This window comes from Inquilinus limosus, from assembly GCF_002195995.1.
In the GTDB taxonomy this organism is placed as follows: domain Bacteria; phylum Pseudomonadota; class Alphaproteobacteria; order DSM-16000; family Inquilinaceae; genus Inquilinus; species Inquilinus limosus_C.
In genome coordinates this window covers 1-16736 of record NZ_NHON01000114.1, presented here as the reverse complement: position 1 = coordinate 16736, position 16736 = coordinate 1, and the positions used below count along the sequence as shown (strand labels likewise).

The following is a 16736-nucleotide window of genomic DNA, read 5'->3' as shown; positions in this document are numbered from 1 at the left end:
GAACGTGTCGTAGAGGCTCTGGCGGCCGATCCCCATCGCACGCACCAGCATGTCGGTCGAGGTGCCGTCGAAGCCATGCTCGCGGAACACCTCGATCGCGGCGTCCAGGGCCTTCTCGCTGTCGAATTCCTTGGGGCGTGCCATGAGCAGGGATATAGGAATTCTGGAACGAACAGTCAAGAACAAAGCTGGAGGCGGCCGGGTTCGGACGGGAAGGCGTCTATCCCGTTGAAGATTGCAGCCTGCTTCCGCACTCCACCCCTCCCCGCCGATACCCAGGGTGATGCAAGAGGCCACGGCCGCGATCCTGGCCTCCATCCCCGAGCTCTCCGCCACCCAGGAAGAGGCGGCGGTCGTCCGCAGCGACAATTTGCCGGAATGGGTCGAAACTTGGGAGAGCCGCTACGGCGCGAATATCCCGGTGCCGCGAATGAGCATGGATCAACACGATCGGATCGATCCGTTGTCCGAGGCGGCCGAGAAGGTTCATCCCAGCAAGATACTCGGCGTCAGATCGTAGTTCGCGCCCTGCCCGTCGGGACTTGAAGGAAGAAGATCATGCGCATCCTCGACTGGACCATCGGGCTAGGCGCCGTCGCGTTCTTCGGCGCCCTCGCCTCTCAGAGCGCCACAGGCGGGCTGCAGACATTCGCCTATGTCGCCCCGGCCCGCTGGCATTCGCTGCGGCGTGCTGGGCCGTCTACGCCGCTCTCACGCGCGCGTCTGATCTGGTCGACCTCTACGCGGCTTGGACTTGGCGGCTGGTCCGGCTGAGCTTCTGGATGGTGTCCGCGGCCACGGGAGGAGCAGCGCTGCTACTCACCGTCGGCTGGCACCCGATCGCCGGCGCGGCGCTGTTCGGGTGCGTGCTGCTGGCCGGCGGGGCGCTGCTGCAGGCGACCAAGCCGCGCTCATCGGCGACAATGGAGCTGTCGGGGCACCCAGCCTTCAGTCGAAGAAGATGAGGCGATCGCTGAAGGCCTGGGCGCACCGAATCCAACCGACCCGGCCCTATAGCTGCTGTGCGTTGATAACTTTGAATGCGTATTCCTCCGCGGCTCGCTTCACGGCCTTGTTGACCGCCTCGCTCAGGGCCTGCGCTTCGCTCGGGCAGCGCTCGCGGCCCGGCCACGCGAGATGAAGCCTCGCCTGCGGCCGGGCCGCTCCTCTTCCAGTCCGAGCCGCATACCGAAGGCTGGCCCGCAACGATCCAGTGCCATCAGAGCAGGAAGGCGTCGGTCGTCAACTCCTGCGTGACACCGCCGAGATGGATGGAAACCAATCTCATATACGAGGTGGGTCCCATATCGATCACGACATCGGTGCCGTCCCCGGAACTAACGAGGCGCACCTCACGGCCGGCGCCGCTGAACTCGTCGTATCCGATGAAGGTGAGGTTCGAGGGCAAGCCGTTGATCGGAGGGCGCCAGTCGGGAAATTCGCTGAGGATGGACAGATCTATCTTGTCCTGCTCCTGCGCATTGAACGTGAAATCGGTGATCACGTCCGGATCGTCCGGGCGGCTGCTCTCGATCCAATTGAAGACGAACACATCATTTCCGGCACCGCCGCTGATCTGGTCCGAGCCTCTGGAGTTGGACATGATGGTGTCGTTCCCGTCTCCACCATCGAGCTCGAAATGAGTTCCGGCAGGGGAGAATGCATCATCGCCACCGAGGAAGATCAGATCGTCGCCGCCATCACCATAGACGCGGCCATTATCTGTCGGAGCCTTAACGTCCACAGTTGCATACAGCAGGTCGTTGCCGGCCCCGCCGTGTACGAGCGTATTGTTGCCCATGAAGTTGATCGTGTCGTTGCCGTCGCCGCCATAGAGGCGGTCATTCGCCACGACCGCGTGGGTTTGCGTGTCGATAACATCGTCCCCGGCGCCGCCGAAGATGGTGTTCTCTCCTCCTGTGGGATAATCGGCATCGATACGCACTGTATCAACGCCGTCACCGAGGATGATCAGGCTGGACCCGCCGATCAGGAGTTGATCGTCGCCGGAGCCGGCGAGAACAATTGCATTGTCGCCCGTGTCGATCGTGTCGTTGCCGCGTCCCGCGAGGATGATGTCGGCCTCTGCATCTCGGCCAGAGCCTTCCCTCGCGTCGATCACGTCGTTGCCATCGAGGCCGAGGATCAGGTCCGAGGCAGCCGTGCCGGTGAGGCTGTCATCCGCCATGGTCCCGATGATCAGGTTCGGCAAGGCGGCCAAGGCGTTGCCGGTATAGTCCCGGATGTCCGTGCTATCGAACGGCAGTGCGGATGCGGGTGCTGAAATGCGCATCGACGTTTCCCCCTTCTGGCTTGCCGCCGGCTCACCTCACGGGAAAGGCCTTTTATCCCGGCCGATATCGGCGGCTTCGATTTCCCAGGCTCATTAGGACCACGATCGATCCAATTTGATTTTATTCTGCCTGGTGATGGTCGGCAATACGGGTGCATCGGGGAGGGGCGGGAAGCGGAGCCCACCGACGCAGCGGCGCCTCCCACGTCCAAAACGCGCAGGCTCGAACTCTGTGGATGGAAATGAGCGGCCGACCAACTGGCAGCCTCGTGTCAGCTGGATGAGCGGGACAAGAATCAACAAGCGCATGGCCGCGAAGGTAGGGGGAGGCATAAGCCCCGTCGAGCTGCGACCGGAGATGATTCGACACGGGCCGGACAGCCGAAATCCGCCCTCGTCCGGGGTCGTTTCGCGCCGTCTATGCCGTATTTTTGCCGTCCGGAAGCGCTGCGCCGCCTTGCGAACTAGCCTAAGCCATTGAAAAGGCTTGGCGTCCCCTAGGGGATTCGAACCCCTGTTACCGCCGTGAGAGGGCGGTGTCCTAGGCCTCTAGACGAAGGGGACTGAGGCGCGGGCCCGGATATAGGGGAGCCCGCGCGCCGACGCAAGACATTTCCGTCGGTTTTTTGACAGCCTGTTCAGACGGCCGCCGCAACGCAGCGCCGTGCCCGCTGCAGCACCGTCTCGATCGTGGCCGCGTCGGTGTCGAAGGCGCCAACGAAGCGCCAGATCTCGCCTTCCCAATGCGCCGCGACCACGCCCTCGCGCGCCAGTCCCTCGGCCAGCGCCACGGGCAGGCGCACGAACACCTCGTTCGCCTCGACCGGGTGTAGCAGCTCGACCCCCGGCAGCGCCTGCAGCCCCTCGGCCAGCTGCCGGGCCCGGTCATTGGCGTTGCGCGCCAGGCGCAGCCACAGCCCGTCGGCCAGATAGGCCTCGAGCTGGGCCGAGACGAACCGCATCTTCGACAGGAGGTGGCCGGCGCGCTTGCGGCGGAAGGCGAAATCCGCCGCCTTGTCCGGATCGAAGAAGATCACCGCCTCGGCCATCACGCAGCCATTCTTGGTGCCGCCGAAGGACAGAACGTCGATTCCGGCCTTCCAGGTCAGCTCCGCCGGGGAGCAACCCTGCCCCGCCCCCATCTGCCCCGCCAGCGCGTTGGCGAAGCGCGAGCCGTCCATGTGCACGGCCAGGCCGTGCCCCCGCGCGACCTCGGCCAGCGCGCCGACCTCGGCCGGGCTGTAGGTGGTGCCGGATTCGGTGGCCTGCGACAGGCTGAGCATCGCCGGCTGGCTGCGATGGACATCGCCGCGCCACTCCGGGACGGCGGCGGCCACCGCCTGCGGCGTCAGCTTGCCGTGGGCGCCGTCGGCCAGCAGCAGCTTGGCGCCATGGGTGTAGAATTCCGGCGCGCCGCATTCATCGACGGCGACATGCGCCTCGCGGTGGCACACCACCGCGCCCCAGGGCGGGGTGAAGGTGGCCAGGGCCAGGGCGTTGGCCGCCGTGCCGGTCGGCACCGGAAAGACGGCGACGCGGCGCTCGAACACTTCGGACAGCCGCTCCTGCAGCCGGGCGGTGAGCTCGTCGCCGCCATAGGAGGGCTGGCGCCCCCCGGCGGCGCTGGCGATCGCCGCCAGGATCTCGGGCGCGGCGCCGGCGACGTTGTCGCTGGCCAGGTTGATCACGTCGGTCATGCCGAAGTCCTCGGACGGATTGGTGCGGTTACGGGGTGGTGGTCAGGAGGGTCGCGGCGGCGCCGGTCTGCGGGTCGATGCTGCGCACCTCCTGCCCGCCGCCGGGCAGTGTGATCAGGATCACTGCGCGATCGCCCGCGGTGGTGATGCTAAGGATGCGGCTGCCGGCGGGCAGCGTGGACGGGGCGGCGGCCGTGACGGCCGGCGCCGCGGTGGGAGCGGCCGGGGCGGGTGCCTTGGCCGGCCCTGCGGAGAAGAGTTGGCGCCCCAATTCCCCGACAACGACGGCGGTGAGCACGATGATGACCACAAGCATCGCCCAAACGGTTATCTTCACCGCCCGCAATGACCCAGCTTCCAGACGCACCCGCCTCACCCCTATTCCCGGACGGGACCAATCCCGTCACCCCACTGGTCGTTACGATCCACCCGGATGCCGCCGGCCAGCGGCTGGACCGCGCCCTGGCCGACGCGGTGCCGGACCTGTCGAGGTCGCGGCTGCAGGCGCTGATCGCCGCGGGCTGCGTGCGGGAGGGCGAGCGGACAGTAGAAGACGCCTCGACCAAGGTCAAACCCGGCCAGCGCTTCGAAATCCGCGTGCCGCCGCCGGTGCGGGCGGAGCCGGAACCCCAGGCGATCGGGCTTGATATCGTGTACGAGGATCCCCATCTGATCGTCATCGACAAGCCGGCCGGACTGGTGGTCCACCCCGCGGCTGGCAATCCCGATGGCACCCTGGTCAACGCCCTGCTCGCCCATTGCGGCGCGCAGCTGTCCGGCATTGGCGGCGTCGCCCGCCCGGGCATCGTCCACCGGTTGGACAAGGAGACCAGCGGGCTGATGGTGGTGGCCAAGACCGACGCCGCCCATAAGGCGCTGTCGGCCCAGTTCGCCGACCGCACCCTGTCGCGCACCTACCTCGCCCTGGTCTGGGGCCGGCCGAGCCCCTCGGCCGGAACGATCGAGGGCGCGATCGGCCGCGACCCGCGGAACCGCCAGCGCATGGCCATCGTCAAGGCCGGCGGCAAGCCGGCGCGGACTCATTACCGGGTGCTGCGCCCGGCCGGCGCCGAGGCCAGCCTGGTGACCTGCAAGCTGGACACCGGGCGGACCCACCAGATCAGGGTCCACATGACCTCGATCGGCCATCCGCTGATCGGCGACCCGGTCTATGGCCGACGTCCGCGCTCGGCTATTGCGAATGAAACGGCGCGCAGCTTCCCGCGGCAGGCGCTGCATGCGGCAAAACTGCGCTTCCGCCATCCGGCGGATCAACGTGAACTCGAATTCACGAGGCCCCTTCCGGGAGACATGCGACATTTGCTCGTCTCCCTCGCGGGGGAAGACCGTATACCCGAGTACTGAAGTCGGGTATTATGCATCGGTCCGGATGACGAATCCGGAGGGCGCCCGCCCCGCCAGGGGAAAGGGCGCCGGAGAGGGAGCAAGATATCATGGCAAACGCGTCGACCCTGCCCGTCCTGGGCGCTGAATCCAACCTGAGCCGGTACCTGCAGGAAATCCGTCAGTTCCCGATGCTGGAACCGCAGGAGGAGTTCATGCTCGCCAAGGCGTGGCGGGAGCATGGCGACACCGAATCGGCGCATCGGCTGGTGACGAGCCATCTGCGGCTGGTCGCGAAGATCGCCATGGGCTATCGCGGCTACGGCCTGCCGATCTCGGAGCTGATCTCCGAGGGCAATGTCGGCATGATGCAGGCGGTGAAGCGGTTCGACCCGGACCGCGGCTTCCGCCTGGCCACCTACGCGATGTGGTGGATCCGCGCCGCCATCCAGGAATACATCCTGCACAGCTGGTCGCTGGTGAAGATGGGCACCACGGCGGCGCAGAAGAAGCTGTTCTTCAACCTGCGCAAGCTGAAGGGCCAGCTGCAGGCGATCGAGGATGGCGACCTGAAGCCGGAGACGGTGACCAAGATCGCCACCGAGCTGTCGGTGCCGGAGCAGGACGTGATCTCGATGAATCGCCGGCTGGCCGCGCCGGACCATTCGCTGAACGCGCCGCTGCGCGTCGACGGCGAGGGCGAGTGGCAGGACTGGCTGGTCGATGAGCGCGACAGCCAGGAGGTGATGCTCGCCGACCGGCAGGAGCTGGGCAAGCGCCAGAAGCTGCTGAAGGATGCGATGTCCGGCCTGAACGACCGTGAGCGCCGCATCCTGACCGAGCGCCGGCTGCGCGACGAGCCGACCACGCTGGAGGATCTGAGCCAGGAATACGGCATCAGCCGCGAGCGTGTGCGCCAGATCGAGGTGCGCGCCTTCGAGAAGCTGCAGAAGGCGATCCGCAACGCCGCGGTCGAGGCCAAGCTGGCCCACTGACCCGCGGTCCGGATTGAGAGGACGGCCGGAGCCTCGCTCCGGCCGTTTTCGTTTGTGCTGGCTCGGCTCGGAGACCGCTTGGAAATGCGCTGGCGTGAGTCGGCTGGCGGCGGTTTCGAGAACCGGAGCGCAGCGCACGTTTGGTGCGTGAGCACCGGAAGCGCAGAAACCGCTGTCAGACGGCCGCGCCAGCGCATTTCCAGGCGGCCTCTCAGTCGAGGTCGATCCGCGCCAGCTCCGACACCCCGGTCTTCACCGGCCCGGTATAGGTGTCGGGCGTATAGCGGGTGGCCGTCAGGCTGCGCGAATCCGCGCTCCACACCAGATTCCGCCATTGCGACCGGGTCGGGATCCGGCGCAGCAGCCGCCCGTCGGTGACATCCCAGACGAACAGGGCCGCCGTCTCCTTTCCCCAGACGTCGGGGTCGTCGAAGCTGGCGGCCAGGGAGCGCCCATCCGGGCTGAAGGCGAGCAGCGGGATCAGGTGCGCACCATTGTCCCGCCAGGTCGACAGGGCGCCGACCAGAAGCCGGCCCGACAGGCTGCGCTGCCGGTTGTCGGCCAGGCGGATCGCGACCACGCCGCTGTCGCCGCGGGTCTCGACATGCTCGGCCGCCGTCAGGCCGTCGGGCGAGACGGCGGAGGACACGCCGGCGGCACGCAACGATCCGGGAACGGGCACCGTCGCGACCTCGCTGCCATCGGCGACCGAGAGCACCGCTGTCCCGCCGGGACCGTCCCAGAAGCTGCCCCACCCCATGTCGATCATGATCCGGTCGTCGGCGACGAAGGCCAGCCCGGCCGCGCCCCGTCGGATGCTGGAAACGGTGACGCCCGTCCGGCTGTCGATGACCTGGATCGGCCCCTCGAAGAACCCGCCGGCGACGAGGCCGCCCGAGGGCGAGACCGCGAGGCCCAGCCAGCTCGCATCCTTCGGCACGTCCGGCAGGGGAATGCGCGACCGCACCGACCCGGTGGCGGGGTCGATCCGCAGCAGTTCCTGCGGGCGCGTGGCCTCCCGCCCCAGCCCCGGCTGCCGCACCACCCCGAACAGCGTGCCGTCCGGCGCCGGACTCAGCGCGGCGAGATCCTGATCGTCCAGCACCGCGACGATGCGGCAGGCGCTGATGCGCACCAGGCGATCCATCGGCCCGCAGGGCAGGAACGCCCCCTCGCCCCAGGCATAGATGCCCCCGCCGATCGCCGCGGCCGCCACGACCACTGCCGCCACACGCTGCCAGCCTTGCATGAGAGCCCCCGCCTCTCGCCCCGTCGCTGCCGATCCTGCCGCGGAATCCGGGCGATTTCGTGAAGGCCGGATGGCGATCCGGCTATCGGGGCCTGAGCTGCAGCAGGTCCCAGAGGTTGCCGTACAGATCCTCGAACACCGCGACGGTGGCATAGGGCTCCTCGCGCGGCTCTTCGCGGAACATCACGCCGCGCGCGGTCATCGCTGCATGGTCGCGCCGGAAATCGTCCGTGTGCAGGAACAGGAAGACGCGGCCGCCGGTCTGGTCGCCGATCCGGCTCTCCTGCTCCGGCGTCGCGGCGCGGGCCAGCAGCAGGTTCGGGCCGCCCCCGCCGGGCGGCGCCACCAGCAGCCAGCGCTTGCCGTCGCCCATCGGCGTGTCCTCGACCAGGTCGAAACCGAGCACGCCGGTGTACCAGGCCTTGGCCTCGTCATAGTCGCGGACGACCACGGAGACCGCGCTGATATGCTGATGCGCCATCGCATTCCCTTCCTTCAGGCGGCAGGATCCTGCAGCGGCAGGCCGGCGGCGCAGAGCGGGCAGTCCCGCTGCAGCCACATCCCGCGCTGCAGCGCCGCCAGGGCCAGCAGCGGCACGCCCTGCGCCGCGGCGATCCGGCCCGCCGCCTCGCCAAGGGTCAGCAGGCAGGCGATGCCGGCCGGCACCGCGCCATGGCGCGACAGCTCCGCCAAGGTCAGACCCAGCGCCGAGCCGGCATTGATCGCGTCGTCCGCCACCAGCACCCGCCGCCCGGCCAGCGTCGCCGTCAGCGGCGCCGGGATCCGGTACCGCACCGCGCCGTCCTCAAGCACACGCTCGGCATAGACGAAGTCGCACTCGAGCTCCGCCGCGATCGCCTGCGCCAGGAAGGCGCCGCCGGTCAGCGGACCGCAGACGATCTCCGCCCCCAGCCCCGTCGCCCGCCCGGCCAGCACCGCGGCCCAGCCGCGCATCCGGCCGGCGTCGAGGACCAGCGAGTCGAGGTCCAGCCACAGATCGCCGTGATGGCCCGATTCGTAAAGGAAATGCCCGCGCGTGGCGGAGACTGCCTGCTGCAACGCCTCGCCGATTCCATCCGTCATCCGCATGCCCTCCCCGGCCGCGTCATCATGTCCGCGAACCGCCGCGCGGCGAAGTGTTGCCTGCGAGGACCATCCCCCCATCTCAACCGGGACGACACCGAGACGAGGAGAGCCTGATGCGCATGCCCATCCCCGCCTTCGCCGCCCCCGCCCTCACCGCCGCCGCCCTGCTGGCCCCTGTGCCGGAGGCCGCCGCGGTCGACGCCGCCTACGACACCCAGAAGGGCCGGATCCGGGTCCAGACCGTGGCCGAGGGGTTGAGCCACCCCTGGGGCCTGGCCTTCCTGCCGGACGGCCGGATGCTGGTGACCGAGCGCGACGGCAATCTCCGCCTGGTCGGTGACGGCAAGGTCTCCGAGCCGCTGGAGGGCGTGCCGGAGGTGGATGCCGGCGGCCAGGGCGGGCTGCTGGATGTGGCCATCGACCCGACCTTCGTGCAGAGCCGCCTGATCTATCTCAGCTATTCCGAGGCCGGCGACGGCGGCAACTCCACCGCCGTGGCGCGCGGCCGGCTGAGCGAGGACGGCACGCGGCTGACCGGGGTGGAGGTGATCTTCTCGCAGCAGCCGAAGCTCGACAGCACCATGCATTTCGGCTCGCGCCTGGTGTTCGACCGGCAGGGCCATCTCTTCGTCACCCTCGGCGAGCGCTCCAAGGCCCAGTTCCGCGGCCAGGCCCAGCAGCTCGATTCGCATCTCGGCAAGGTGATCCGGATCTGGCCCGGCGGCTCGGCGCCGGAGGACAACCCCTTCACCGCCGACAAGGACGCGCTGCCGGAGATCTGGTCCACCGGCCACCGCAACGTCCAGGGCGCGGCGCTGAACCCGGACACCGGGGTGCTGTGGATCAACGAGCACGGGCCGCGCGGCGGCGACGAGATCAACATCCCCGAGGCTGGCAGGAACTACGGCTGGCCGGTGGTCTCGCATGGCGTGAACTACGACGGCAGCCCGGTCGGCGAGGGCCGGCGCGAGGCGGCGGGCATGACCGGGCCGATCCATCACTGGACGCCGTCGATCGGCGTCTCCGGCATGGCCTTCTACACCGCCGACGCGATGCCGGGCTGGCGCGGCAACGTCTTCGTCGGCGGGCTCGCGATCCCCAAGCTGGTGCGGCTGGAGCGCGACGGCGACCGCATCACCGGGTCGGAGGACCTGCTGGAGGATCTGGCCTTGCGCATCCGCCAGGTGGTGCAGGGCCCGGACGGGGCGCTGTACCTGCTCACCGATGAGAGCGACGGCGAGATCCTGCGGGTGGGGCCGGCGTCTTAGAGCGCGGCCGGTCGACCCATCTTCGCCTGCCCAAAGCCGTCATTGCGAGGAGGCGAAGCCGACGAAGCAATCCAGGGGCCGGTTCGCACCGGCCCCTGGATTGCTTCGCTGCGCTCGCAATGACGGTCAAAGGGGTGGCGCCGGCCCGTCAGCCAGCGCCGGCCGCCTCAATCCGCGAACGGATCCCGCACCAGGATGGTGTCGTCGCGTTCCGGGCTGGTCGAGAGCAGCGCCACCGGCGCCTCGATCAGTTCCTCGATCCGGCGGATGTACTTGATCGCGGTGGCCGGCAGGTCGGCCCAGGAGCGCGCGCCCTTGGTGCTCTCCTCCCAGCCGTCCCACTCCTCGTAGACCGCCTTGGCGTTGGCCTGGGCCGACTGGCCGGCCGGGAAATGCTGCAGCACCTGGCCGTCCAGCTCGTAGCCGATGCAGATCTTCAGCGTCTTGAAGCCGTCCAGCACGTCCAGCTTGGTCAGGGCGATGCCGTCGATGCCGCCGGTCTTCACCGCCTGCCGCACCATCACCGCGTCGAACCAGCCGCAGCGCCGCGGCCGGCCGGTGACCGTGCCGAACTCGTGCCCGCGCTCGCCCAGCCGGCGGCCGATCTCGTTCTCCTGCTCGGTCGGGAACGGGCCGGAGCCGACGCGGGTGGTGTAGGCCTTGGTGATGCCGAGCACATAGCCGATGCTCTTCGGCCCGATGCCGGAGCCCGCGGCCGCCTGGCCGGCGACGGTGTTGGAGGAGGTGACGAAGGGATAGGTGCCGTGGTCGATGTCCAGCATCGCGCCCTGGGCGCCCTCGAACAGGATGCGCTTGCCCTCGCGCTTCAGCGCGTCCAGCCGCTCCCACACCACGCCGACATAGGGCAGGATCTTCGGCGCGATCTCACGCAGCTGGGCCAGCAGCTCGGCCGGGTCGACCTCGTCGGCGCCCAGCGCGCGCAGGAGCGCGTTGTGATGCGCCAGCAGGCTCTCGACCTTGCCGGGCAGCGCCGCGTCGTCGGCCAGGTCGCAGACGCGGATGGCGCGGCGGCCGGTCTTGTCCTCATAGGCCGGGCCGATGCCGCGGCCGGTGGTGCCGATCTTGGCCTCGCCGCGCGACGCCTCGCGGGCCCGGTCCAGCGCGCCATGCACCGGCAGGATCAGCGCCGCGTTCTCGGCCAGCAGCAGGTTCTCCGGCCCGACCTCGACATCCTGGTCGCGGATCCGCTCGATCTCGGCGAGCAGCGCCCAGGGGTCGACCACCACGCCGTTGCCGATGATGCCGAGCTTGCCCGGCCGCACGATGCCCGACGGGAGCAGCGACAGCTTCAGCACCTTGTTGCCGATGACCAGCGTGTGGCCGGCATTGTGGCCGCCCTGGAACCGCACCACCACGTCGGCCCGGCTGGACAGCCAGTCGACGATCTTGCCCTTGCCTTCGTCACCCCACTGGGCGCCGACCACGGCCACATTCGCCATCGGAATACCTCGTACTGACTAGTTCGGACGGTGAGAGCTCTCGACCCTTCCCCCAGTCGTCATGGCGAGCCCCGAAGGGGCGTGGCCATCCAGGGCGGCTCGCACCGGCCGCTGGATGGCCACGGCGCTCCGCGCCTCGCCATGACGATAGTGGGTGATGAGATAGGTCAAGTGCTCCGCCGTCGGTATGACTAAATCTCGTCGAGCCGGCCGTCCCGCAGGACCCAGCCGCAGCCGAGGCGGCGCGCCTCGACGAGAGGATCGGCGCCGGGCTCCAGCCCGGCGATGGTGACATGGCCCTGGGCCCTGAGGGCGGCGCCCTCGGCCGGCGCGGTGCCGCGCGGCAGGAACACCCGGCGCGGCGCCCGGGGCGGCGTGGCCGCGCGCAGCACCGTGTCCATGAACAGGGTGAAGCCGGTCGCCTCCTCGCCCTCGGCCCCGTCGGCGCGGTAGCGGCCGCCACGGCCGACCTCGCCGCGCGCGCCGCGGGCGAACAGGGTGAAGGCGACGCCGGTGTGGTACTCGAAGCCGCGATGCTCGACGAAGTCGACCGTCACCATGAGGTCCGGCGCCGAGGCGCGGATCAGCCGCACCACCTCGGCCAGGCGGTCGAGGATCGGCCGGGTCACCGCCGGCAGCTCGATGCCGGACAGCGCGGCCAGCGCCGCATCGGCCGGGCCGGAGACGGCGAGCAGCCCGCCGAGGGCCGCGGCCGCGGCGCCGCCGAGCTGGGCGACGGCGGCGGCATCCTTGCGGTCGAGCGCGTGGCGCAGCGCGGTGCCCGCCTCTCCATCCACGCCGAGGGCGCCGAGCAGCGCCGGCACCAGGGTCGGCTCGGTCAGGTCCAGCGCCAGCCGGTCGACCCCGACCGCCTGCAGCGCCTCGACCGCCAGCAGCGCCGCCTCGGCATCCGCCGCCGGCTGGGCGCCGCCGATCAGCTCGGCGCCGACCTGGGCGAACTGCCGTTCCGGCCGCAGCTGGGTGCCGCGCACCTGCAGCACCTCGCCGGCATAGGCCAGGCGCAGCGGCCGCGGCGCCGCGGCCAGGCGGGAGCGGGCGATGCGGGCGACCTGCACCGTCATGTCGGCGCGCAGGCCGAGCATGCGGCTGCCCATCGGGTCCATCAGGCGGAAGGTGTGGCGCGCCATGCTGGCGCCGACGCCGGACAGCAGCGTGTCCTCGAACTCGACCAGCGGCGGCTTGACGCGGTCGAAGCCGTGGCCGCCGAGAACGGCCATCATGCGTTCGATCACCGCCGCTTCCTGCGCCGCGTCGGGCGGAAGGACGTCGTAGAAGCCTTCGGGGAGAAGGGCGGTGTTGAGCACGTCGGTCATGACGTGCCGCACGCTAGGGCCTTCGCGCCCCCGGCGCAACGGCGAAGGCGCCCCGATCCCCCCGTCTTTCGCTCACCCCCCATGCGCGGGTGGTGACGGTACGCTTCGCCTCCCTCGGCCGTCATTGCGAGGAGGCGAAGCCGACGAAGCAATCCATGGTCCAGCACGGGCTGCCACATGGATTGCTTCGCTTCGCTCGCAATGACGGTATGGGATGCTGAGAGTCCTTGCTTGCATGAGAGGTGCACGGCACCAGCCTAGTTTCCGTGAGCAGCGAGATACCTCTCCAGTGTCTCCGCGAAGGCCCGGCTGTCGACGGCGAGATAGGCGTTGTCCTTGCCGCCGTCGCGGAAGAAGCGGGTGACCACGGCGACGATGGCGTAGCCGCCCTTCTCCTTGGTGAAGATCGGGCCGCCGCTGTCGCCCTTGGTCATGTCGCAATCGTGCTTCATCGTGTGGTCGCGGCGCAGCGACAGGGCGTGGCAGCCGCTATGCGCCGTCATCCGGTCCGGCGCGTCCCAGGCATAGCCGGCCAGGACCAGCGGCAGCCAGCGGCCGGCCGCGATCCGCGCCTCGTCATCGGCGGTCAGCCGGTGCACCGCCATGGTGCCGGCCCGGTCGCCGATATCGGCGTCGAGCAGGACGATGGCCCAGTCCGAGCCGTAATCGGCGCGCTCATCCTCCTCCCGGTCGGTGTCGGGGCGGTAGCCCGGCGCCAGGGTGACCGAGGCGATGCCCGCCTCCGCCACCGCATCGTCGCCGTCGCGGCCGGCGCGGAAGCCGCTTGGCGTGTCGCGGTCGCCGCCCTCGCGGAAGAAGCAATGGGCCGCGGTCAGCACCACCCGGCGGCCGACCAGCGTGCCGGTGCAGGTGCCGCCGCTGTCGAAGGCGATCTCGCCGACCGCCGACCAGGGCATGCGGTCGGGCCGGACCATGCGGCGGTCGTCATGGCCGAAGAAATGGTCGCGGATGCCGGGGATGGTCTCGCGGCCCAGGCAGTCCGCCGTGTCGGTGCGGGCGTCGCAGCGGCCGGTGCCGATGCCCGGCTCGTCGCAGACATCGTCGAAGGCGGTGGCGCAGCTGTTGATGTGGTTGCGCCGGGGATAGAACAGCTGGCAGTCGGTGAGGTCGGTGCCGTCCGGGCAGACGCCGGTGCCGATGCCGGGCTCGTCGCAGGCGCCGTCATGCGACCAGTAGCAGCTGTCGTTGCCGCCCGTGCTCAGCGCCCGGCAATCGGTGCTGTCGGTGCCGGCGTCGCATTCGCCGGTGCCGATCCCGGGCTCGTCGCACTGGCCGTCGAAGGCCCAGCGGCAGCTGTTGTTGCCGATCTTGACGGCGGCGCAATCGGCGTCGTCGGTGTCCGCCGCGCATTCGCCGGAGCCGCCGAAGCGCTGCTCGTCGCAGGCGCCGTCCCCCGCCCAGCGGCAGCTGTCGTCGGCCATGGCAGGGGCCGCGGCCGGCCCGGCCAGGACCAGCACGGCCAGCGCCGCGAGCAGGACTCCGCCCCTCGACCGCTCAGCCGCCATGGACGGCCACGTATTTCGCCACGGCCTTCTCGAAGGCCCGGCTGTCGACCGCGAGATAGGCCGACCGGCTGCCATCGTCGCCGCCGTAGAAGCGGGTGACCACGGCGACGATGGCGTAGCCGCCGGGCTGCTTGACGAAGATCGGCGAGCCGCTGTCGCCCTTGGTCATGTCGCAATCGTGCAGCAGCGTGCCGTCGTCGCGCAGCGTGACGATGCGGCAGCCGACATGCTCGGTCATCCGGTCCGGCGCGTCCCAGGAATAGCCGCCCTGCATCACCCGCTCCCACCGCCCGGCGGCGATGTCGGTGCGGTCCTCCGGCTTCAGCCGGTGCACCGCCATGATGCCGGTGGTGTCGCCGATATCGGCGTCGAGCTCGACCAGCGCCCAGTCGAGATTGTACCAGGACTCGCCGCCATGGCCGCGCCCCGCGCGGAAGCCGGGCGGCAGGTAGAAGCCGGCGACGCCGGCCTGCGCCACCTGGGTCGACCCGGCGCGGCCGGCGCGGAAGCGGCGCGGCTTGTCCAGCGAATCGTCGTCGCGCATGAAGCAATGGGCCGCGGTCAGCACCACCCGCCGTCCGACCATGGTGCCGGAGCAGGAGCCGTGGTCGAAGCTGAGCTCGCCGATCGCGCTCCACGGCATGCGGTCGACCTCGGCCAGGCGGCGGTGGTCGTGGCCGAAGAAATGGTCGCGGATCCCGGCCGGCGTGTCGCGGCCCAGGCAATCGGCGGTGTCGCTGCGCGCGGCGCAGCGGCCGGTGCCGGTCACCGGCTCGTCGCAGATGTCGTCGAAGGCGCTGGCGCAGCTGTTGGTGCGGTTGCGCCGGGCATAGAGCGGCCGGCAGTCGGTGACATCGGTGCCGTCGGCGCAGACGCCGCTGCCGATGTTCGGCTCGTCGCAGCTGTGGTCGCCGGCCCAGCGGCAGCTGTCGTTGCCGCCCGCCCGGATCGCCCGGCAATCCGCGGTGTCGCTGCCGGGGGCGCAGTCGCCGCTGCCGATCACCGGCTCGTCGCAGCGGTCGTCGAAGGACCAGCGGCAGCTGTTGGGGCCGGGCTTGGTGCCGGGGCCGGCCAGGGCGGCGGACACGCCGCCGCAGAGGCAGAGGGCCATCCAGGCCGCCAGCAGGCGCGAGATCGGAACAGGCATGCCAGGACCAGGAGGGCATCCGAAGCGAGACGATTCCGCATCCTAGGCGTGATCCCGAGGCGAAACGATGGCGGATCGCGCGATCGTTCAACCTACCTTAGGATGATTCCCTTAGGATGGAACCCGACGGACCGCTGCGGGTTTTCCGGGCGCATCAGGGGAGAGACGGCGATGCGGTGGCAGGATCTGAGGCGCAGCAGCAATGTCGAGGACCGGCGCGGCATGCGCCCGGCCGCGGTCGGCGGCGTGGGCGGCATCGGCGCGATCGTGATCGTGCTGGTGGCGCTGTTCTTCGGCGTCGACCCCTCGGCCCTGCTGCAGCAGGTCGACCCCGGCCCGTCGCAGACGGAGACGGCGTCCGGCCCGTCGAGCGCGGCGCCGGACGAGATGTCCCAGTTCCTCGCCGCCGTGCTCGGCAGCACCGAGGACACCTGGGGCGCCGTGTTCCAGGAGGCCGGCAGCCGCTACACGCCGCCCAAGCTGGTGCGGTTCAGCGGCGCCACCCAGTCCGGCTGCGGCTCGGCCAGCGCCGCGATGGGGCCGTTCTACTGCCCGGCCGACCGGATCGTGTATATCGACACCGATTTCTTCGACGAGCTGAGCCGCCGCTTCGGCGCGCCCGGCCAGTTCGCCGAGGCCTATGTGGTGGCGCATGAGGTCGGCCACCATGTGCAGAACCTGCTCGGCATCATGGACAAGGTCGGCCAGCTGCGCGGCCGCGGCGGCGACAGCAACGCCCTGTCGGTGCGGGTCGAGCTGCAGGCCGACTGCTTCGCCGGGGTCTGGTCCAAGCGCGGCGACCAGCAGGGCCATTTCCTCGAGCCGGGCGATATCGAGAGCGCGATGAAGGCCGCCGAGGCGGTCGGCGACGACGCGCTGCAGAAGCAGAGCCAGGGCTATGCCGTGCCCGACAGCTTCACCCATGGCAGCTCGGAGCAGCGGGTGCGCTGGTTCCGCCGCGGCTATGACAGCGGCAACCCGACGACCTGCGACACCTTCTCGGCGCAGACACTGTAGTCCCGGACGGGCCGGCGACGCCCCCTCACCCTCCCGTCGCCGACGCGACGGGCCCCTCCCTCTCCCCGAGGAGAGGGAAAAAGCGGCGCTCCATTACCTCTCCCCAGGGGAGAGGTCGAAATCGCACAGCGATTTCGGGTGAGGGGGTGGCTCCGGCCCATCCGGCCGTCGTCCGGTCACCCGGTGTCGGGCTTGTCGGCCCAGTCGAGGCAGGGGAAGGGTTCGAGGCCGAGGGAGAGGCAGAGGCGTTCGGCGACGCGCATCGGCGGCTCGGCGTCGAGCAGGGCCGGGATGTCGGGCTCCCGCAGCCGGGCCTCGAT

At 70.0% G+C, this 16736-nt stretch carries 18 protein-coding genes and 1 tRNA gene; 7 read left to right on the top strand and 12 right to left on the bottom strand.

Translation table 11 applies throughout. From position 1 onward, the window contains the following. Positions 1 to 144: TetR/AcrR family transcriptional regulator (locus BWR60_RS39085; protein ID WP_144445832.1), on the bottom strand; the 144-nt coding region annotated here is incomplete at its 3' end. Positions 145 to 283: 139 nt separating this feature from the next. Here BWR60_RS39085 and BWR60_RS32045 point away from each other — a divergent pair. Genes BWR60_RS32045 through BWR60_RS36630 form a run of 3 tightly spaced genes read left to right on the top strand, consistent with a single transcriptional unit; the run spans position 284 to position 965 of the window. Then, positions 284 to 520, top strand: coding sequence for a hypothetical protein (locus BWR60_RS32045; RefSeq protein ID WP_088156699.1), 237 nt, complete (start codon positions 284 to 286; stop codon positions 518 to 520). A 38-nt stretch (positions 521 to 558) separates the two neighbouring features. Further along, on the top strand, positions 559 to 774 hold the full coding sequence (locus tag BWR60_RS36635; RefSeq protein ID WP_144445831.1) for a hypothetical protein: 216 nt from the start codon (positions 559 to 561) through the stop codon (positions 772 to 774). 8 nt (positions 775 to 782) lie between these two features. Continuing rightward, a complete protein-coding gene (locus BWR60_RS36630) occupies positions 783 to 965 on the top strand; it encodes a hypothetical protein (protein WP_144445830.1) in 183 nt (60 codons plus the stop codon). A gap of 254 nt (positions 966 to 1219) precedes the next feature. On the opposite strand, the gene BWR60_RS32040 is transcribed toward BWR60_RS36630, so the two are convergent. The 4 genes from BWR60_RS32040 to BWR60_RS32025 all read right to left on the bottom strand — a co-directional run bounded on the left by BWR60_RS32040 (position 1220) and on the right by BWR60_RS32025 (position 4306). Then, complete coding sequence (locus tag BWR60_RS32040; RefSeq protein WP_088156697.1) at positions 1220 to 2293, bottom strand: calcium-binding protein; 1074 nt, start codon at positions 2291 to 2293, stop codon at positions 1220 to 1222. Positions 2294 to 2781: 488 nt separating this feature from the next. Further along, positions 2782 to 2857, bottom strand: a tRNA-Glu gene (locus BWR60_RS32035). A 74-nt stretch (positions 2858 to 2931) separates the two neighbouring features. Beyond that, complete coding sequence (locus BWR60_RS32030; protein ID WP_218823771.1) at positions 2932 to 3990, bottom strand: threonine aldolase family protein; 1059 nt, start codon at positions 3988 to 3990, stop codon at positions 2932 to 2934. 28 nt (positions 3991 to 4018) lie between these two features. Continuing rightward, positions 4019 to 4306 carry a hypothetical protein gene (locus BWR60_RS32025; protein WP_144445829.1) on the bottom strand — a complete coding sequence of 96 codons (288 nt, stop codon included), beginning with the start codon at positions 4304 to 4306 and terminating at the stop codon, positions 4019 to 4021. A 29-nt stretch (positions 4307 to 4335) separates the two neighbouring features. Here BWR60_RS32025 and BWR60_RS32020 point away from each other — a divergent pair, with 29 nt between their 5' ends. Then, on the top strand, positions 4336 to 5355 hold the full coding sequence (locus tag BWR60_RS32020) for an RluA family pseudouridine synthase (RefSeq protein WP_088156693.1): 1020 nt from the start codon (positions 4336 to 4338) through the stop codon (positions 5353 to 5355). An 89-nt stretch (positions 5356 to 5444) separates the two neighbouring features. Next, positions 5445 to 6329 (top strand): RNA polymerase sigma factor RpoH, encoded by an 885-nt coding sequence (rpoH, locus tag BWR60_RS32015; protein WP_034841002.1) that lies wholly within the window; start codon positions 5445 to 5447, stop codon positions 6327 to 6329. A 211-nt stretch (positions 6330 to 6540) separates the two neighbouring features. Here rpoH and BWR60_RS32010 read toward each other — a convergent pair whose 3' ends face one another. From BWR60_RS32010 to BWR60_RS32000, 3 genes are all read right to left on the bottom strand, one after another. Then, positions 6541 to 7578 carry a hypothetical protein gene (locus BWR60_RS32010; protein WP_088156691.1) on the bottom strand — a complete coding sequence of 346 codons (1038 nt, stop codon included), beginning with the start codon at positions 7576 to 7578 and terminating at the stop codon, positions 6541 to 6543. An 82-nt stretch (positions 7579 to 7660) separates the two neighbouring features. Then, entirely contained in the window at positions 7661 to 8059 is a 399-nt protein-coding gene (locus BWR60_RS32005; protein ID WP_088156689.1) for a VOC family protein, read from the bottom strand. Between the two features lie 14 nt (positions 8060 to 8073). Further along, entirely contained in the window at positions 8074 to 8661 is a 588-nt protein-coding gene (locus tag BWR60_RS32000; protein WP_179222041.1) for an orotate phosphoribosyltransferase, read from the bottom strand. Between the two features lie 116 nt (positions 8662 to 8777). On the opposite strand from BWR60_RS32000, the gene BWR60_RS31995 reads away from it, so the two are divergent. Beyond that, entirely contained in the window at positions 8778 to 9932 is a 1155-nt protein-coding gene (locus tag BWR60_RS31995) for a PQQ-dependent sugar dehydrogenase (RefSeq protein WP_230983245.1), read from the top strand. Between the two features lie 167 nt (positions 9933 to 10099). On the opposite strand, the gene BWR60_RS31990 is transcribed toward BWR60_RS31995, so the two are convergent. The 4 genes from BWR60_RS31990 to BWR60_RS31975 all read right to left on the bottom strand — a co-directional run bounded on the left by BWR60_RS31990 (position 10100) and on the right by BWR60_RS31975 (position 15399). After that, on the bottom strand, positions 10100 to 11392 hold the full coding sequence (locus BWR60_RS31990; RefSeq protein ID WP_088156685.1) for an adenylosuccinate synthase: 1293 nt from the start codon (positions 11390 to 11392) through the stop codon (positions 10100 to 10102). Positions 11393 to 11583: 191 nt separating this feature from the next. Then, complete coding sequence (locus BWR60_RS31985) at positions 11584 to 12726, bottom strand: ATP phosphoribosyltransferase regulatory subunit (RefSeq protein ID WP_088156683.1); 1143 nt, start codon at positions 12724 to 12726, stop codon at positions 11584 to 11586. Positions 12727 to 12983: 257 nt separating this feature from the next. Next, positions 12984 to 14252 (bottom strand): trypsin-like serine peptidase, encoded by a 1269-nt coding sequence (locus tag BWR60_RS38785; protein WP_088156681.1) that lies wholly within the window; start codon positions 14250 to 14252, stop codon positions 12984 to 12986. Continuing rightward, positions 14242 to 15399 carry a trypsin-like serine peptidase gene (locus BWR60_RS31975; RefSeq protein ID WP_088156679.1) on the bottom strand — a complete coding sequence of 386 codons (1158 nt, stop codon included), beginning with the start codon at positions 15397 to 15399 and terminating at the stop codon, positions 14242 to 14244. The genes BWR60_RS38785 and BWR60_RS31975 overlap by 11 nt, the downstream gene beginning before the upstream one ends. A 171-nt stretch (positions 15400 to 15570) precedes the next feature. Here BWR60_RS31975 and ypfJ point away from each other — a divergent pair, with 171 nt between their 5' ends. After that, a complete protein-coding gene (gene ypfJ / locus BWR60_RS31970; RefSeq protein WP_088156677.1) occupies positions 15571 to 16416 on the top strand; it encodes a KPN_02809 family neutral zinc metallopeptidase in 846 nt (281 codons plus the stop codon). Positions 16417 to 16736 lie beyond the last annotated feature (320 nt).

What these genes read in the sequence shown, in the direction of transcription:
- BWR60_RS32045 (WP_088156699.1), top strand. Translation starts at nt 284, where the DNA reads ATGCAAGAGGCCACGGCCGCGATCCTGGCCTCCATCCCCGAGCTCTCC.
- BWR60_RS36635 (WP_144445831.1), top strand. Translation starts at nt 559, where the DNA reads ATGCGCATCCTCGACTGGACCATCGGGCTAGGCGCCGTCGCGTTCTTC.
- BWR60_RS36630 (WP_144445830.1), top strand. Translation starts at nt 783, where the DNA reads ATGGTGTCCGCGGCCACGGGAGGAGCAGCGCTGCTACTCACCGTCGGC.
- BWR60_RS32040 (WP_088156697.1), bottom strand. Translation starts at nt 2,293, where the DNA reads ATGCGCATTTCAGCACCCGCATCCGCACTGCCGTTCGATAGCACGGAC.
- BWR60_RS32030 (WP_218823771.1), bottom strand. Translation starts at nt 3,990, where the DNA reads ATGACCGACGTGATCAACCTGGCCAGCGACAACGTCGCCGGCGCCGCG.
- BWR60_RS32025 (WP_144445829.1), bottom strand. Translation starts at nt 4,306, where the DNA reads ATGCTTGTGGTCATCATCGTGCTCACCGCCGTCGTTGTCGGGGAATTG.
- BWR60_RS32020 (WP_088156693.1), top strand. Translation starts at nt 4,336, where the DNA reads ATGACCCAGCTTCCAGACGCACCCGCCTCACCCCTATTCCCGGACGGG.
- rpoH (WP_034841002.1), top strand. Translation starts at nt 5,445, where the DNA reads ATGGCAAACGCGTCGACCCTGCCCGTCCTGGGCGCTGAATCCAACCTG.
- BWR60_RS32010 (WP_088156691.1), bottom strand. Translation starts at nt 7,578, where the DNA reads ATGCAAGGCTGGCAGCGTGTGGCGGCAGTGGTCGTGGCGGCCGCGGCG.
- BWR60_RS32005 (WP_088156689.1), bottom strand. Translation starts at nt 8,059, where the DNA reads ATGGCGCATCAGCATATCAGCGCGGTCTCCGTGGTCGTCCGCGACTAT.
- BWR60_RS32000 (WP_179222041.1), bottom strand. Translation starts at nt 8,661, where the DNA reads ATGACGGATGGAATCGGCGAGGCGTTGCAGCAGGCAGTCTCCGCCACG.
- BWR60_RS31995 (WP_230983245.1), top strand. Translation starts at nt 8,778, where the DNA reads ATGCGCATGCCCATCCCCGCCTTCGCCGCCCCCGCCCTCACCGCCGCC.
- BWR60_RS31990 (WP_088156685.1), bottom strand. Translation starts at nt 11,392, where the DNA reads ATGGCGAATGTGGCCGTGGTCGGCGCCCAGTGGGGTGACGAAGGCAAG.
- BWR60_RS31985 (WP_088156683.1), bottom strand. Translation starts at nt 12,726, where the DNA reads ATGACCGACGTGCTCAACACCGCCCTTCTCCCCGAAGGCTTCTACGAC.
- BWR60_RS38785 (WP_088156681.1), bottom strand. Translation starts at nt 14,252, where the DNA reads ATGGCGGCTGAGCGGTCGAGGGGCGGAGTCCTGCTCGCGGCGCTGGCC.
- BWR60_RS31975 (WP_088156679.1), bottom strand. Translation starts at nt 15,399, where the DNA reads ATGCCTGTTCCGATCTCGCGCCTGCTGGCGGCCTGGATGGCCCTCTGC.
- ypfJ (WP_088156677.1), top strand. Translation starts at nt 15,571, where the DNA reads ATGCGGTGGCAGGATCTGAGGCGCAGCAGCAATGTCGAGGACCGGCGC.